This is a genomic window from Methylobacterium aquaticum, from assembly GCF_001043915.1.
Taxonomy (GTDB): Bacteria; Pseudomonadota; Alphaproteobacteria; order Rhizobiales; family Beijerinckiaceae; genus Methylobacterium; species Methylobacterium aquaticum.
Window position 1 is genome coordinate 1 of the sequence record NZ_LABX01000216.1, and the last position, 16,146, is coordinate 16,146.

Below are 16,146 nucleotides of genomic sequence, written 5' to 3' on the forward strand. Positions count from 1 at the left end.
CCGACCCGTTGAGCCAGCTCAACCGGGTGACGCAGAGCGTGCGCCAGCCCGGCTCGACCCTGAAGCCCCTCACCTACCTCGCCGCGCTCAATGCCGGCCTCCAGCCCAACACCCTGGTGATGGATGCCCGCGTCACCCTGCCGCCGATCGGCGGGGTCGGCGATTCGTGGTCGCCGAAGAACTACGAGGGCGGCGGTTCGGGCCCGACCACCCTGCGCCGCGGCCTGGAGCATTCGAAGAACCTCGTCACCGCCCAGCTCCTGCGCGGCGGCATCGCCGAGAAGGCGCCGGCGAGCCTGCAAAAAGTCTGCGACATCGCGCTCGAAGCGCAGCTCTATGCCGAATGCGAGCGCTACTATCCGTTCGTGCTCGGCGCCCAGCCGGTGCGGATGATCGACCTCGCGGCGTTCTACGCGGCGATCGCCAACGAGGGCGAGCGGCCCTCGCCCTACGGGCTGGAAAGCGTGACGCAGGGCGACAAGGTGCTCTACCAGCACGCCGACCGGCCGCTCGCCCGCATCGGCTCGGCCGACCGGGTGGCGTTCTACCAGCTGAAGAGCCTGCTCCAGGGCGTGACCCAGCGCGGCACCGCGGCGGCGCTCGCCCGGTTCTCGCCTTACGTCGCCGGCAAGACCGGCACCTCGGAGGACGAGAACGACGCCTGGTTCTCCGGCTTCACCAACGAGATCACCATCGTGGCCTGGATCGGCTACGACAATGCCGACGGCAAGCGCCGAACCCTCGGCCGCGGCCAGACCGGCGGCCACCTGTCGGTGCCGATCTTTTCCCAGGTGCTCCAGGCCGCCTGGGCCAACGGGGTGCCGAAGACGCCGCTCGACGGCCCGAGCCCCGAGGCCAAGCGCCTGATCGCCGATGCCCCGATCGACCTGCGCTCGGGCCAGCGGATCGCAGGCGGCGGCTTCATGGAGCATTTCCGCCTCTCGGTGGACGGGCGCCTCGCCGATACCCGCTTCAAGCTGGTGCCGCAGGAGCAGATCTACGCGATGCGGCCTGACAGCGAGCAGGACGGCGACGCCCTGGACGGCGAGAACCCCGGCCGCATGCCCGACGAGGCGCCGGATGCCGACCGCTACGACCCGTTCGGCGCTCTCTTCGGCCGGCCGGAGCCGCCGCCCTATGCCCGCCGCGCCCAGCCGGTGCCGGCACCCGAGCCCTACTGGCCCGGCGCCCGCAGCCGCTCGCCCTTCGGCGACGACGAGTATATCCGCCGGCCGCGCCGGCGCGACCCCGACTACCCGTTCGGCGACGAACCGACCTACTGACCCGAACCAACCAGGACGATTTCCCGTGCGTGACAGCCTGACGGCGCGCCCGCGCCTCTTTCCGCTCGTGCTCGCCGCGATGGTCGCGGGCTCGACGCTTGCGGTCTCCCCTGCCCTCGCCGAGTACCGCACCAAGGACGTGCCGGCGGTGACGGGTCTCGATCCGGCCGGGATCGCGCCGAACACCATCGCGTTCACCGATCACCGCGACAATCCGGCCAGCCCGGAGAGCGGCCTCGTTCCGTTCGCCGAATGGGGCAAGCGCAGCCCGGCCCAGAAGGCCCTGCTCGCCCCCCACCCGGCCTATGTCGAGCCCGACTACGTCCAGACGGTGAACGGGGTGGCGAAGCCCCGGCACGAGACGCTGAAGGTCTACGTCGCCGAGGCGCGGTTCATCGTGCCGCGCAGCCCCGATCGCATCGACCTGAAGCGCTTCGCCACGATCCCGTTCCTGTCGCGGATGGACCCGGCGATCAAGCACAAGACCCTCAACCCGGCCGACGCGACCCCGACCAAGGACCCGGCCGCCGCCTTCGCCCGCCGGCCCGACCGGCCGTGGTGCGCCGCGCCCGACACCACCTGCATCGAGTCGCGCTACGACCTTGAGGGCAAGCTGCCGCTCGGGGTGAAGCTCGCCAACAAGCTGGAGGATGGGGGCAAGAAGATCGCCGAGTTCGTCTCGTTCCAGAGCGAGCTGCGGGTTCTGCCCGCCGACGAGGCGGCCAAGCTCGTCGAGCTGACCAAGATCGAGGCCCCGGTGGCCGGCGCGATGGAGCAGAACATCTTCTGGGTCAACCAGATCCTGCGCTTCGGCAAGTTCCTGGCGGTGATGCAGCCGATGGGGACCGACCCGAACAAGACGGTGGTCACCGCCTACATGACGCTCGGCATCAAGGCCGACGTGCTCGACCGCAAGAAGGAGTACGAGCGCGTCCCGGTCCTGCGCAACCTGCTGCCGGCTCAGGTGCTGATGGGCAATTCCTCGTTCAACACCGGCACCTCGATCAGCGCCGGCCTGCCGACCTACGCGCGAAACAGGATCGCGGCATTCGCGGATGCGCTGGCGAAGGAGTGATACCAAAGAAGGAGTGATTCCAAAGGTCGAAAGAAATCGACCTTTGGTTCCGTTCTCGAAGTTTCGCCAAGCCTCTGGCCTGGCATCGAAAACTTCGAGATGAGTCAACGGCCCCGTCGATCCCGGGCCTGCCCGGGATCGAATCGATGCGTCAGCATCTTGGGCCGTTGGCATGAGGTCGGATGTGAATCAGACGCATTCCGGAAGGATGCTTCCGGAATGCATATGACGCGGTCCGCCGCGCGACGGTTCAGCGGGCCAGGTCGATCAGGATCTTGAGCTGGCTCCCGGCTGGATCGAGCAGGGCGTCGAAGCCGCCGATAGCCTCGTCGAGGCCGATCGTGCGGGTGACGATCTTTCGTGCGGGCAGCTGCCCGGAGGCGATCAGGCGGATCACCCGCGGCCAGAGCTGGGTCGGGTAGGCCCAGGCGCCGCGGATTTCGATGTCCTTGACCGTAACCTGGAACCAGTCGAGCGGATTGGGCTTCGGGTGCAGCCCCGTCTGCACCACGACGCCCTGCTTGCGCACGGCGTCGGCGCAGGCCTGGAGGGCGTGCTCGTTGCCCACGCACTCGATCGCAACGTCGCAGCCTACCCGTCCCTCGGTGGCCGCGCGGACGACCTCGCCGACATTGTCGCGGCGCGGGTCGATGCCGGTCACCCCCGGGAGCAGGTCGACCGCGAAGGCGACCCGGGACGGGTTGGGATCGGACACGAAGAGCTGCGTGGCGCCGGCCGCTCGCGCCGCCAGCAGGGTCAGGAGGCCGATCGGCCCCGCGCCCGCGACCAGCACGCTGTCGCCGGACTGCACGCCGCCGCGGTCGCAGGTATAGACCGCGACGGCGGCTGGCTCGACCAGCGCCGCCTCCTCGTCGCTCATCGCATCCGGGATCGGGTGGACGTTGTAGTCGTTGAGGATGGACGCCTCCGCCATCCCGCCCCAGGCCCAGCTCAAGCCCGCCAGGGCGAGGTCGCTGCTGAGATGGAACAGCCCTCGGTCGCTGTAGTAATTGCCGCTGCGCGGCATGATGAGCGGCTGCACCGACACCCGGTCACCCGGCTTCACATGGGTCACGCCGGCGCCGACCGCCTCGACGACGCCGCCATATTCGTGCCCGAGCACCTGCGGGCCGTGGGCTCCGGTGAAAGGGTGGGGCTCGGTCGGCACGAAGATCGGGCCGTAGGCGTATTCGTGCAGGTCGGTCCCGCAGATGCCGGCGAAGCGGTTGCGGATCCGGACTTGGCCGGGGGGCGGCCGGTCGGGCGGGGCGTCGATGGCGTCGAGGCGCAGGTCCTTGGCCGCGTGGAAGCGGAGTGCTCTCACTGTTTCCTCCTTGATCGCTGATGGATGGGGACCGGCGGGGCCGGTCCCGGTCGACCCCGAGGGGATCAGGCCGCGTGATGCGTCTCGGCCAGCGCGTAGACCGGCGTCGCCAGCCCCTCCATCCGGGCCTTGAGCTGGAGGGCGAGGTAGAGCGAGTAGTGGCGCGACTGGTGCAGGTTGCCGCCGTGGAACCACAAGGCCTCCTGCCGGGTCGGCTTCCACATGTTGCGCAACTCGCCCTCCCAGGGCCCCGGATCCTTGGTGGTGTCCGAGCCGAGGCCCCAGCACTTGCCGACCCGGTCGGCGACCTCCTGGCTGATGAGCTGGGCCGCCCAGCCGTTCATCGAGCCGTAGCCGGTGGCGTAGACGATCACGTCGGCGGGCAGGCGCGTGCCGTCCTCCAGCAGAACCGCGTCCTCGGTGATCTCCTTGACCTTGCCATGCGCCAGCTTGATCTGGCCGTCGGCGATCAGGTCGGAGGCGCCGACATCGATGTAGTAGCCCGAGCCGCGCCGCAGGTACTTCATGAACAGGCCCGAGCCGTCATCACCGAAATCGAGCTGGAATCCGGCCTTCTCGAGCCGGGCGTAGAAATCGGCGTCGCGGACCCTCGCCTGCTCGTATACGGGGATGTGGAACTCGTGCATGATCCGATAGGGCACCGAGGCGAAGATCATGTCCGCCTTGTCGGTGGTGATGCCCTTGGCCAAGGCGTCCTCGGAATAGAGGCCGCCGAGGGCCAGTTCCATCAGCGTGTCGGACTTGACGATGTGGGTCGAGGAGCGCTGCACCATGGTGACGTCGGCGCCGTTCTCGTAGAAATCGGCGCAGATGTCGTGGGCCGAGTTGTTGGAGCCGATCACCACCGCCCGCTTGCCGCGATAGGCTTCGCCGCCCGGATGCCGGCTGGAATGGTGGCTCTCGCCCTGGAAGCGCTCCATGCCCGGATAGGTCGGCAGGTTGGGCACGCCCGACATGCCGGTGGCGAGCACCAGCTGCTTGGGCCGTACCGTCAGCCGTTCGCCGTCCCGGGTCAGCTCGACCACCCACTCGCCGGCCGTTGCGTCGTAGCGCGCCGAATGCACCTCGGTCTTCGACCAGTAGTTCAGCTCCATGACCTTGGTGTACATCTCGAGCCAGTCGCCGATCTTGTCCTTGGCGGCAAAGACCGGCCAGTGATCGGGGAAGGGCAGGTACGGCAGGTGGTCGTACCAGACCGGGTCGTGCAGGTGCAGCGACTTGTAGCGGCTGCGCCACTGGTCGCCCGGCCGGTCATGCTTGTCGACGATCAGGGCCGGCACGCCGAGGCGCTTGAGCCGGGCGCCCAGCGCGATGCCGCCCTGTCCGCCGCCGACCACCAGCGCGTAGGGCTGGCGGGTATGGCCCAGCTCCGCCTCCTCGTCGCGCCGCCGTTCGGACCACGAGCGCCGCCCGGGCTCGACGCCGTGATGCACGCCCCGCTCGCGCCGCCGGCCGCCCGGCTCCTCGAAGCCCTTCAGCTCGCGCGCCGCGGTGAGCAGCGTCCATGCCTCCTCCCCCTTCAGGCGGAGATAGCCGCGCCCGCGCAAGCTCGCGGTCTCGAAGGCGATCCAGGCCTCGGTGACGCCGTCCGCCTCGGTCGCCGGCTCCTCCAGGGTGAAGCTCCCGGGCGTGACCGCGCCGAGTTGCGCCTGGAGCATGGCGCGGATCGCCCCGCGGCCTTCCAGCGTGGTGATGTTCCAGGTGAAGGCGACGAGATCGCGCCAGAAGCAGGTCTCGGCGAACAGCTCCGCCGTCCCGGCGGCGTCGTGCGCCCGCAGCGCCGCCTCGAAGCGGTCGAGCCAGGCAATCACCCGCGCGTCGGCGGGAGACAGGGGTTCCAGTTTACGGGTCATGGCGTCCATTGGGTTCCTCCCATTGTTGTGCGGGATGGGTTGCGCAAGCGGCATGCCAGGGGTGACCGAGAAGGCGGGCCAGTCACCGCGACAATCCCTTCGGAGCACAGAAAATATCTTCCCGCTCGCCACCTCATTTCGAGGTGTCAGTCGCCCGAAGATCGACTGACATCGAAGAATGGCTCCAGACATCTCTGCGATCTCTTGAGCGCTTCGTCGATGATTTCTTCGATCGTATGCGATCTTTGATCGCCAGTACGTCAGGATGCCGTTGTGGGCGGGACGCAACGCGGCCTGAGTTCAATCGGCATGACTTCGATCGGGCTGTCGTGAGGGTGCAGATGGAGTCCCGACGATCGGTCCCCACCGCCACACCCGACGCGCCCCACCTGTGGCACCCGGCACACCCGCCACAGGTGGCGCGCCCCGCTCACCCCGCGCGGTTGGGCGAGACGAGCCCGAGGCGCCGCATGCGCCGATGGATGGTGGAGCGGTCGAGCCCGAGATCGCGCGCCACCGCCGAGACGTTCCAGGCGCGGCGGCGCAGGGCCGCTTCCAGTGCGTCGTCGCTCGTCGGAGGCGCATCGGGGGCGGACACATCCGCGCCAGCCGCAGTCACCGTCGGCGGGAGGTCGTGGAGGCCGATCTCCGGCCCTTCGGCAAGCGCACAGGCATAGTCGAGCACGCTCACCAATTCGCGGACGTTTCCCGGCCACGTATGGCGCATGAGCGCCGCCAGGGCCTCGGCGGAGAGGTGCGGCGCCCCGTTTCGTCCCGCCAGCAGACGCGCCACCAGCGCGGCGAGGTCGGCGCGCTCGCGCAGGGGCGGCAGGACGAAGCGGGCGCTGCCCAGGCGGTGCAGCAGGTCCTCGCGGAAGCGGCCCTCGCGGACCAGGGCGGCGAGGTCGCGATGCGTCGCGGCGATCACCCGGATGTCGACGGCCTGCGGTGCCGCGCTGCCGAGCGCCGTCACCTCGCGCTCGGCGAGGACCCGCAGCAGGCGCGTCTGCGCAGGCAGCGGCATGTCGCCGATCTCGTCGAGGAAGAGAAGGCCGCCCTCGGCCTGGCGCAGCAGGCCCTTGGCGCCGTGGCGCGCCGCGCCCGTGAAGGCGCCGGGCTCGTAGCCGAACAACTCGGCCTCGATCAGCGTCTCGGGGAGCGCCGCGCAATTCACCGCCACGAAGGGTTTTTGCGCGCGCGCGCAGGCGGCATGGGCGGCGCGGGCGAACACCTCCTTGCCGGTGCCGGTCTCGCCGCCGACGAGGAGGCTCACCCCCGCGGCAAACAGGCGCGAGGCTCGGCCGGCCATCGCCGCGAGGGCCGGATCGCCGCCGGCGAAGTCGGGCGGCGGGGCCGGCCGCGCGGTGCGGGGGGAGGTCCGTGGGGGACACTCGGCGGGCTCCAGCGCCAGGGCGTAGAAGCGCTCGCCCCCGCGCAGGCGCAGCACGCGCCGCTCGACCGGCACCGCCCGGGTGAACCGCGGCAGGTCGTCGATCGTGGCCTCGAACAGCGCGTCGAGGCGCAGGCCCAAGCCGGCATGCCGGAGATCCACCGCCCCGCGCGGCCGGTGCAGGACGCGATCGATCAGCGCCCGCGCCCGGCTGTTGAAGCCGAGGATATGCCCGCCCGCATCCACCGCCAGGGCGAGTTCGGGCTCGATATCGGCGAATTCCGGCGAGCGCGACAGGTGCAGCATCCACTCGCGGCGGAAGCCGTTATGCAGGCTCGCGGTCTCGATGCGGTGGGCGAAGGAGGTGACGAGCTGGAGCGCGAGGTGCTGGCTCGCCTTCGGGGCCGGCGCCTGGAGGGCCGAGATGTCGAGCACCGCCGCCAGCGTGCCGTCGGCGGCGTAGACCGGCGCCGCCGTGCAGGTGAGGCCGATATGGTCTCCGGCGAAGTGGTCGTCGAGATGCACCGACAGGGCCTCGCCGGTGGCGATGCAGGTGCCGACCGCGCAGGTGCCGGCGAGATGCTCGTTCCAGTCGGAGCCGCGATACAGGCCAGCGCGGCGCAGCTCCCCGTCGCGGCCGGAATCGCCGATGAAATCGACGGCAACGCCACGGGCATCGGCCAGGATCAGCACGTAGCCGAGGCCGGAGACCTGCCGGTACAGGGCCTCGACGCCGAAGCGCGCCACCCGGATCAGGTCGTCGAGGGCATCACGGTGCTCGCGCAGGCGCGCCTGGGTGTGGATGTAGGCGCGCCGCGGCGCGGCCGGATCGAGGCGGTACTCGGCGAGGCATCGCCGCCAGGACTGGCTGATGAGCGGATCGCGCGCGCCGCCCTCGTCGCGCGCGGTCCGGACGAGCTCGTCGATATGGGCCATCACGGCGGACCGCATCCGCGTCCTCCCCGGTCTTTTTCCCATACTGCGCGCGAATGGCAGGCAGGAAAAGGCCGCCGCGGGGCGCGGCGCGACGGGAGGCCGTTCGTCGAGCAACCCGCCGCCGGATCAGGGCGGGCGGGACGGTCCGGAGCGCCTTGAACGTCGCGAAGGGGGTCCGACGCCGGTCGGAGGAGGGTTTGCACCAGAGCGCCACGGAACCCGGCGATGTCGCGGTCCGGCCGTTCCGCTTACGGGAACATCGCGTCGACGGCGTCCTGGGACACGGCGGCTTCGCCCGGCAGGGCGGGGCCGTTGAGGAGGGAGTCCTCCTCGCTGCGCCGGTCGACGGCCGCCTTCGCCGCCGCCGCTCTGGCCGGACCGGACCAGACGCGCAGCATCTCGTCCACCCGCTCCTCCACGAGGACGATGGTCCGGACGACCTTCGAGATGCGCTGGCCGGTCAGGTCCTGGAAGTTGCAGGCTTCGAAGATCGTCTGCATCTGGGCCTGGATCGCCAGGGCATCGTCCTGGATCGCCCTCTCCCCAGCCCGCTTGGCGATGCCGCCGGCAAGCGCGTCGACCGTCTCCGACGCCGACAGGATCGCGTTGGTGGCGTGTTCTGTCCCCCGCACGACGGCATGAAGCTCGTCGCGGGTGCGGCCCGCCTCCTGCTCGTCCCGCAGCTCGGCGATCTCCTGCCGCGTCCGCGCGATCGCCTCGGAGATCGCCAGCAGATGATGCTGGAGGAGGGAGGTGCTGTCCTCGAGAGATCCGAGTTTTGCCGTGCCGCTGTTCATGATCCCGGAACGCTGTACGATATGACCAGTCCGGGCACGGTAACCGGGCGGTATTAAGCGTTTCCGAACATCGCCGAGACTGCAACGAGACAACGGTGACTGTCAGGGCGCGGGATAGGCCGGCGAATGGCCGCGGGTCCGACCTGTCCAGCACGATCCGGCCGCACCCTCCGTCCACTTGGCGGTCGCGCGGCTGTGGATGCCGGGCCGGTGCCGCTCCCTTCGGGCCCGTGACCGCAACAGGAGATCGCGACGTCGCCGACGCCGATTCGCCCAACGCTGCCACCGCACGATCGATGCCGACTTGGATTCCATCAACTGCCGCGACAGGGCGGCGCTGAAGGAGGTGCCGGACGGCAACGCCTGTCGGGTCGATTGGGCCGTGAGCGCCTACGGGCGCGACGCGATGCTCGCGGCGACGGCCTCGATCGTCGATGACGCCACCCTGCACATCACGGTCCGGGGCGTGCGGATGGACCTGCCCCGTGCCATGGCCGACCAGTCGGTCCCGATCAACGGCGCGATCGCTCTCGAGGTGCTCGACCTGTTCACGTTCCGCCCGGCGGGCGGATCGCCGCCATGCGCGCCTTCGAGGGGGCCGGAGCACCCGGTCTCCTCCGGGGTGTGACCGGGGCGGCCAAACGGCCTGCCCCGCGTCGGGCGACGGCGCCAACGCCCGGGCCATGCGCCGTCGCCCCTCGATGCGATCGCCGGCCCTCCGGACCGGCGCATCGCGTCGTTGGAGGCCGCTCAGTCCGTCCCGGGGAGCCGGTAATCGCGGAACTGGTCGCGCAGGGCGGTCTTCTGGATCTTGCCGGTGGCGGTGTGGGGAATCGCCGGCACGGTCACCACGTCATCGGGCATCCACCACTTGGCGATGCGCGGCGCCATATAGGCCAGGATGTCGGCCTTGTCGGGGGTGCGGCCCTCCTTCGGCACCACGATGAGCAGCGGGCGCTCGTCCCATTTCGGATGCCGCACGCCGATCACCGCCGCTTCCGCCACGTCCGGGTGGCCGACCGCCAGGTTCTCGAGGTCGATCGAGGAGATCCACTCGCCGCCGGACTTGATCACGTCCTTCGAGCGGTCGGTGATCGCCATGTAGCCGTTAGGATCGATGGTGGCGACGTCGCCGGTGTCGAAGAAGCCGCGATCGTCGAGGATCGGCTCGTCCGAACGGAAATACGCCTTCGCCACCGCGAAGCCCGCCACCTTGAGGCGGCCGAAGGTCGTGCCGTCCCAGGGCAGGTCGCGCCCGTCGTCGTCGGTCAGGCGGAACTCGACGCCAAAGGGCGCGTAGCCCTGCTTCATCTTGAGGTCGAGGCGGGCCTCGCCTTCCAGGTGGGCGACCTCGGGCTTGAGCGAGCAATAGGAGCCGATCGGGCTCATCTCGGTCATGCCCCAGGCGTGATCGACGGTGACGCCGTATTCGCGCTCGAACCGCTCGGTCATCGCCCGCGGGCAGGCCGACCCGCCGATCACCACGCGCTTGAGGTGGCTCAGGCGCTTGCCCGTCGTGTCGAGATATTGCAGCAGGCCGAGCCAGACGGTGGGCACCGCCGCCGTCACGGTGACGCCGGTGGTCTCCAGGATCTCGTGCACCGAGGCGCCGTCGAGCTTCGGCCCCGGCATGACGAGACCGGCCCCTGACATCGGGGCCGCGAAGCTGAAGCCCCAGGCATTGGCGTGGAACAGGGGCACCACCGGCATCGCCATGTCGGTGGGCGCGAGCGCGATGAAGGCCGGGTTGTTGACCATCAGGGCGAGCAGCACGTTCGAGCGGTGCGAGTAGAGCACCCCCTTCGGCAGGCCGGTCGTGCCTGAGGTGTAGCAGAGGCCCGCCGCCGTGTTCTCCTCGAAGGCCGCCCAGGCGAAATCGTCATCGGCTTGCGACAGCCAGTCCTCGTAGGCGACGGCGTTGCGCAAGGTCGTCTGCGGCATGTGGGCGCCGTCGGTGAGGACGACGTAGCGCTCGATCGTCGGCAGCTTGTCCGCCAGGCGCTCGACCAGCGGCACGAAGGTCAGATCGAGGAAGAGGATCCGGTCCTCGGCATGGTTGATGATGTAGGCGATCTGGTCGTCGAACAGCCGCGGGTTGACCGTGTGGTAGATCGCCCCGATGCCCGTGATGCCGTACCAGGTCTCGAGGTGGCGCCAGGTGTTCCAGGCCAAAGTCGCGATCCGGTCGCCGAGGCGGATGCCGTCGGCGGCAAGGCGCTTCGACAGGCGCAAGGACCGCTGCCGCACCGTGGCGTAATCGGTCCGGTGCATCGGCCCCTCGACCGAGCGCGAGATCACCGGGCGGGCACCATGCTGGATCGCAGCGTAATCGATGATGCGGTGGATCAGCAGGGGCCAGTCCTGCATCAGGCCGAGCATGGCGTGTCATCCTTCCCTTGGGCGGCCGCGCTCGTGGGTGCGGCCCTCGATCGCCGGGGCTTGGTGCCCGCGGTCTGCGAGGATGCAGCTTATGGCAGCGGTGCGGGACCGGCTAGAGCGGGCGCGAGACCATGCCCCCGGCCGTGCATCCGGCCGGGGATCGGGAGCGGCCGGGCATGGCCTCGGGATGGTTCTGATGTAAACTATCGGGATGACGGCATCCTCGCGCGCCCACCCAGCGGCTGGGGCAGACGCCCCGGCCGAGGCCGACCCGCTGCGGGTCTGGTTCCGCTTCATCCGCCTGCACCGGCGCGTCTCGGCGGCGGTCGCGGCGGAGCTGAAGGCCGTCGGCCTGTCGATCCCGCAATTCGACGTGCTCTCGACCCTGTCGGAGCGCGAGGGCCTGACCCAGCAGGACCTCGCCGAACGGCTCTACGTCACCAAGGGCAACGTCTCGGGGCTGATCGACCGGCTGGTCGAGGCCGGGCTGGTCGAGCGCCGCCCGATCCCCGGCGACCGGCGCTCCCACGCGCTGCACCTGACCGAGGCCGGGCTGGCGCTCGCCCGCACCGGCATCGCGGCCCAGACCGGCTACGTCGCCCGGACCCTCGGCCGCCTGCCCCCGGACGACGTGGCGGCGCTGGAACGGGTGGTGCTGGCCTGGCGCGACGCCGCCCGGGCCGATGGCGGCTGACCTCGCGGTCGGGCGCGGTCACACCACCGTCTGCTTCTGCACCTCGATGACGAGGCCGTTCGGGGTCATCCGCTCGCGGGCGAGGAGCCGGTCGCCGGGGGCGAAGATTCCCAACGGCTCGTCCCGGTCCGGCAGCACCACGGTGGCGCTGCGGTTGACGAAGACCAGGACATGCCGGCGCTGCGGCAGCGAGGCGACCGCCCAGCGCTTGAGCTGCGTGTAATACGGCTCCCGGCGCCAGATCCCGGGCTGGCTCGGATCGACCTGGACGTGGAGGAAGCGCGTCGTCGGGTCGAGGCTCAGCACCATCTTGGCCTTGTCGGGCTTCCATTCCGGGCCGATCCACCCTTCGGTCATCCAGAGGCAGTGGAAGGCGCGGCAATGGCCGGGACGGGTCTCGTGGATGCCGCAGCCGCGGCCGGGCTTGGCGTGGCGGCACCATTCCCCGGCGACGCTCTCCACCGCCGGCACGTCGTAGACCTTGCAGCAGAGAGTACAGGCGCCGCAGGCCCGGCCGGGCGCGGGCGTCGAGACGAGTTCGGCGGGGTCGAGCATGCGCGTCGATCTGACCAGGATTGTGCGGGGCTGCCGCGAGAGCGGCCCGGGTTGTGCGTCCGCATCGCGCCGCTAGTGTGACGGCGCAAGCGAATTCTGCTCGGCCAGTCGGGAGCCGCCTCAAGGCTCCCCGTGAAGAAAGCGACAGAGACGATGCTCTCGAACCTCGCCACCCGCGACGTCGAAACCCTGATCCACCCCTACACCAACCTGGCGGCCTTCCGGCAGACCGGGCCGCTCGTGCTGGAGCGCGGCCATGGCGTCTGGGTCTACGACACCGATGGGCGGCCCTATCTCGAAGGCATGGCCGGCCTATGGTGCACGGCGCTCGGCTATTCCAACGAGGAGCTGGTCGAGGCCGCCCGCGAGCAGATGGCGCGCCTGCCCTTCACGCACCTGTTCTCCGGCCGCAGCCACGACCCGGCGATCGAACTCGCCGAGACCCTGAAGGAACTGGCGCCGATCCCGGTCTCGAAGGTGTTCTTCACCTCGTCGGGCTCGGAGGCCAACGACACCCAGGTCAAGCTGACCTGGTACCTCAACAACGCGCTGGGGCGCCCGCAGAAGAAGAAGATCATCGCCCGGCAGAAGGGCTATCACGGCGTCACGGTGGCGTCGGCGTCGCTGACGGGGCTGACCGCCAACCACGCCGACTGGGACCTGCCGCTGCCGGGCTTCCTGCACGCCGCCTGCCCGCATCATTACCGCGGCGCCGAACCCGGCGAGACCGAGGACGCCTACTCTGTACGCCTCGCAACCGAGCTGGAGGAGATGATCCTGCGCGAGGGCCCGGAGACCGTCGCGGCCTTCATCGCCGAGCCGGTGATGGGCGCGGGCGGCGCCATCGTGCCGCCGAAGGGCTATTTCGCCGCCATCGCGCCGGTGCTCGCCCGCTACGACGTGCGGCTGATCGCCGACGAGGTGATCTGCGGCTTCGGCCGTCTCGGCACCTGGTTCGGCTCCGAGACGGTGGGCATGAAGCCCCACAGCCTGTCCTTCGCCAAGGCGCTCACCTCCGCCTACATGCCGCTCGGCGGCGTCACGGTCGACGAGACGCTGTACCAGGCGATGCAGGACCAGAGCCGCAAGATCGGCACGTTTGGCCACGGCACCACCTATTCGGGTCATCCGGTGGCGAGCGCGGTCGCGCTCAAGACCATCGAGATCTACCGGCGCGACAAGATCATCGAGGGCGCGGCCGAGAAGGCGCCGCACTTCCAGCGCCGGCTGTCGGCCCTGGAGGAGCACCCGCTCGTCGGCGAGGCCAAGGGGATGGGCCTGATCGGCGGCCTCGAGATCGTCGCCGACAAGGCGACGAAGCGGCAATACGACCCGAAGGCGGGCGTGGCCGCCCGCTGCGTCGCCTTCGCCCAGGAGGAAGGGCTGATCGTCCGCTTCCTCACCGGCGACCGCGTCGCGGTCTGCCCGCCCCTGGTGATCCGCCCCGACGAGATCGACACCCTGTTCGACCGGCTCGGCACCGCGCTCGACCGCACCCAGGCGTGGATCCGTGAGCAGGGGCTGACGGCGATCTGACGCCGCTCGGAAGGACGGGAGCCGAGGCCGTCCGCCCCCCGGGCGGCCTCGGTGACGTATCCAGACCTGTCAGATCCAGACATGCGGCGTCCGAACGCCGGAACGAGCCGGACACAACCGAGAGCCGCAAATGTCGCAAGGTCATGAAATTCTACCCTGCCGAACACGATGAGTATCGACGGCGGTGCAGCAGTGAGACATTACCGTTACGCCTCTGTGGCGAACCGAGCGCCCCAATCTCTTGGCCCCCCTGTACTAACTGCTTGCCCGGTTGCGCAATTTTTTTCGCGAATGACAGGAAGGTGGCCGTACCGCCGTCCATTCGCGTGGGTCGGCCGGCTCGTCGCATGCCCCGCTGATAACAATATTTCGCGCAGTCTTCAGCTTTCTTTAAGAGCGATAGTCCCTTCTGGATAAAATTCGCCCAGCGGGGAAATGGGGCCATGTTTCGGAAGCACCGGGAGAGCTTGTCGGATGCAACATTGCAAGCGCTCAACAAATCTCTCGCAATCATCGAGTTCGATCTCGACGGCACGGTGATCGACGCCAACGCCAATTTTCTCAAATTGCTCGAATACCGGCTCGACGAGGTCGTCGGCCGGCATCATCGCATGTTCCTCGACAAGGCCGATGCCGAGTCGCCCGATTATGCGACGTTCTGGAACAAGCTGCGCGCGGGTGACTACTTCGCCAACGAGTACCTTCGCTTCGGCAAGAACGGCAAGCGCGTCTGGCTCGAGGCAACCTACAATCCGGTTTTCGACTCCTCCGGCAAGCCGATCAAGGTGGTCAAGCTCGCCGCCGACATCACCGAGAAGAAGAACGAAATCAGCCGTCTCCTGACGATGATCGAGGGGATGCCGGTCGCCGTGATGACCGCCGATCCGCATGACGAGTTCCGCATCGACTACATGAACGGAACGTCGCGGCGCACCCTCGGCCCGCTGGCGCAGTACCTGCCGGTCGCGGCGGAGCTGATGGTCGGCACCTCGATCGACGTCTTCCACAAGAACCCGGCGCACCAACGCCGGATGCTGGCCGATGCGAGCCGGCTGCCGCACCGGACCCGGATCAAGCTCGGGCCCGAGGTGCTCGACCTCCAGGTCTCGGCGATCATGGGGCCCGACGGCACCTATCTCGGGCCGATGCTGACCTGGGCCGTCGTCACCGCGCAGGTGAACATGGCTGCCGACGTGTCGCAGGTCGTCAGCGCCATGGGGTCGGCGGTCGAGGAGATGCAGCGCTCCGCCGTCGGTCTCGGCCAGTCGGCCGATGAGGCGCGCGAGCGCGCCGCCACGGTGGCGGCGGGCTCGGAGGAGATGACCGCCTCGATCCAGGAGATTTCGAACCAGGTCGGACGGGTCTCCGAGCGCGCCCAGCAGATCGCGGCCCAGGCCGAGGCGACCGACGCCACGGTCCGCAGCCTCTCGGCCAAGGCCCGCGAGGTCGATTCGGTGGTCGGCATGATCTCCACCATCGCCGACCAAACCAACCTCCTGGCGCTCAACGCCACGATCGAGGCGGCCCGGGCGGGCGCGGCGGGCCGGGGCTTCGCGGTCGTCGCCGCCGAGGTGAAGGAGCTGGCCGGCCAGACCGCCAAGGCGACCGGCGAGATCACCCAGCGCATCGGCGACATCCAGGGCGCGACCACCGACGCGGTAGCGGCAATCGCGACCATCAATACCGCGGTGGCCGAATTGTCGCGGCTGACGCTCGCCATCGCCAGCGCAGTCGAGCAGCAGGCGGCGTCGACGCAGGAGGTGTCGTCGAACATCGTCGCGGTCGCGGATGCCGCGAACGCCACGGGCCGGATCGCCGAGTCGGTCCGGACGGTGTCGGAGAGCCTCGCCGGGCATTCGGTCGGGCTGACCGGCAGCGTCGAGAAGTTCCTCAAGGCGGGGTGACGCCGAACGGGCGATGGACCACCGGGACAGGGCGGCGGGGCCGGGCTCCGCCGCCCGTCTTGCGTTACAGCGGGATGTTGTCGTGCTTCTTCCAGGGCTGCTCGCTCTCCTTGGTGCGCAGCATGGCGAGCGCCCGGGCGATGCGGCGGCGGGTCGAGTGCGGCATGATCACCTCGTCGATGTAGCCGCGCTCGGCGGCCACGAACGGCGACATGAAGCGCTCCTCGTACTCGGCCGTGCGGGCCGCGATCTTCTCCGGATCGCCGAGATCCTGGCGGAAGATGATCTCGACCGCGCCCTTGGCGCCCATCACGGCGATCTGGGCGCTCGGCCAGGCATAGTTCACGTCGCCGCCGACATGCTTCGACGCCATCACGTCGTAGGCGCCGCCGAACGCCT

13 protein-coding genes are annotated in these 16,146 nt (G+C 69.6%); 6 read left to right on the plus strand and 7 right to left on the minus strand.

Features of this window, described 5'->3' with window-relative positions:
• On the plus strand, window positions 1-1,283 hold a 1,283-nt coding region (locus VP06_RS25405), incomplete at its 5' end, for a penicillin-binding transpeptidase domain-containing protein (protein WP_048466595.1).
• Window positions 1,284-1,362: 79 nt separating this feature from the next.
• Complete coding sequence (locus VP06_RS25410; protein WP_245291308.1) at window positions 1,363-2,358, plus strand: hypothetical protein; 996 nt, start codon at window positions 1,363-1,365, stop codon at window positions 2,356-2,358.
• A 250-nt stretch (window positions 2,359-2,608) separates the two neighbouring features.
• On the opposite strand, the gene VP06_RS25415 is transcribed toward VP06_RS25410, so the two are convergent.
• The 4 genes from VP06_RS25415 to VP06_RS25430 all read right to left on the minus strand — a co-directional run bounded on the left by VP06_RS25415 (window position 2,609) and on the right by VP06_RS25430 (window position 8,679).
• Complete coding sequence (locus VP06_RS25415; RefSeq protein WP_048466597.1) at window positions 2,609-3,682, minus strand: 2,3-butanediol dehydrogenase; 1,074 nt, start codon at window positions 3,680-3,682, stop codon at window positions 2,609-2,611.
• A gap of 65 nt (window positions 3,683-3,747) precedes the next feature.
• Complete coding sequence (locus tag VP06_RS25420; RefSeq protein ID WP_048466607.1) at window positions 3,748-5,556, minus strand: NAD(P)/FAD-dependent oxidoreductase; 1,809 nt, start codon at window positions 5,554-5,556, stop codon at window positions 3,748-3,750.
• Between the two features lie 430 nt (window positions 5,557-5,986).
• Window positions 5,987-7,897: a sigma-54-dependent Fis family transcriptional regulator gene (locus VP06_RS25425; RefSeq protein ID WP_048466598.1), complete on the minus strand. Its 1,911-nt coding sequence runs from the start codon at window positions 7,895-7,897 to the stop codon at window positions 5,987-5,989.
• Between the two features lie 233 nt (window positions 7,898-8,130).
• Window positions 8,131-8,679, minus strand: coding sequence for a protein phosphatase CheZ (locus tag VP06_RS25430; RefSeq protein ID WP_048466599.1), 549 nt, complete (start codon window positions 8,677-8,679; stop codon window positions 8,131-8,133).
• Between the two features lie 304 nt (window positions 8,680-8,983).
• Between VP06_RS25430 and VP06_RS25435 the strand changes: the two genes are divergently transcribed.
• The gene (locus VP06_RS25435; RefSeq protein ID WP_048466600.1) at window positions 8,984-9,307 is read left to right on the plus strand and encodes a hypothetical protein; all 324 of its coding nucleotides are present in this window, start codon (window positions 8,984-8,986) and stop codon (window positions 9,305-9,307) included.
• A gap of 122 nt (window positions 9,308-9,429) precedes the next feature.
• Here VP06_RS25435 and VP06_RS25440 read toward each other — a convergent pair whose 3' ends face one another.
• A complete protein-coding gene (locus VP06_RS25440; RefSeq protein WP_048466601.1) occupies window positions 9,430-11,058 on the minus strand; it encodes a long-chain-fatty-acid--CoA ligase in 1,629 nt (542 codons plus the stop codon).
• 211 nt (window positions 11,059-11,269) lie between these two features.
• Here VP06_RS25440 and VP06_RS25445 point away from each other — a divergent pair, with 211 nt between their 5' ends.
• Window positions 11,270-11,752 (plus strand): MarR family winged helix-turn-helix transcriptional regulator, encoded by a 483-nt coding sequence (locus tag VP06_RS25445; protein ID WP_048466602.1) that lies wholly within the window; start codon window positions 11,270-11,272, stop codon window positions 11,750-11,752.
• A gap of 18 nt (window positions 11,753-11,770) precedes the next feature.
• Here the strand turns inward: VP06_RS25445 and VP06_RS25450 are convergent, their stop codons facing one another.
• Window positions 11,771-12,307 carry a hypothetical protein gene (locus VP06_RS25450; protein WP_048466603.1) on the minus strand — a complete coding sequence of 179 codons (537 nt, stop codon included), beginning with the start codon at window positions 12,305-12,307 and terminating at the stop codon, window positions 11,771-11,773.
• 153 nt (window positions 12,308-12,460) lie between these two features.
• Here VP06_RS25450 and VP06_RS25455 point away from each other — a divergent pair, with 153 nt between their 5' ends.
• Window positions 12,461-13,843: an aminotransferase gene (locus VP06_RS25455; protein WP_048466604.1), complete on the plus strand. Its 1,383-nt coding sequence runs from the start codon at window positions 12,461-12,463 to the stop codon at window positions 13,841-13,843.
• Between the two features lie 443 nt (window positions 13,844-14,286).
• Window positions 14,287-15,747, plus strand: a complete 1,461-nt coding sequence (locus tag VP06_RS25460; RefSeq protein ID WP_048466605.1) for a methyl-accepting chemotaxis protein — start codon at window positions 14,287-14,289, stop codon at window positions 15,745-15,747.
• A 64-nt stretch (window positions 15,748-15,811) separates the two neighbouring features.
• Here VP06_RS25460 and VP06_RS25465 read toward each other — a convergent pair.
• On the minus strand, window positions 15,812-16,146 hold a 335-nt coding region (locus tag VP06_RS25465), incomplete at its 5' end, for a carboxyl transferase domain-containing protein (RefSeq protein ID WP_048466606.1).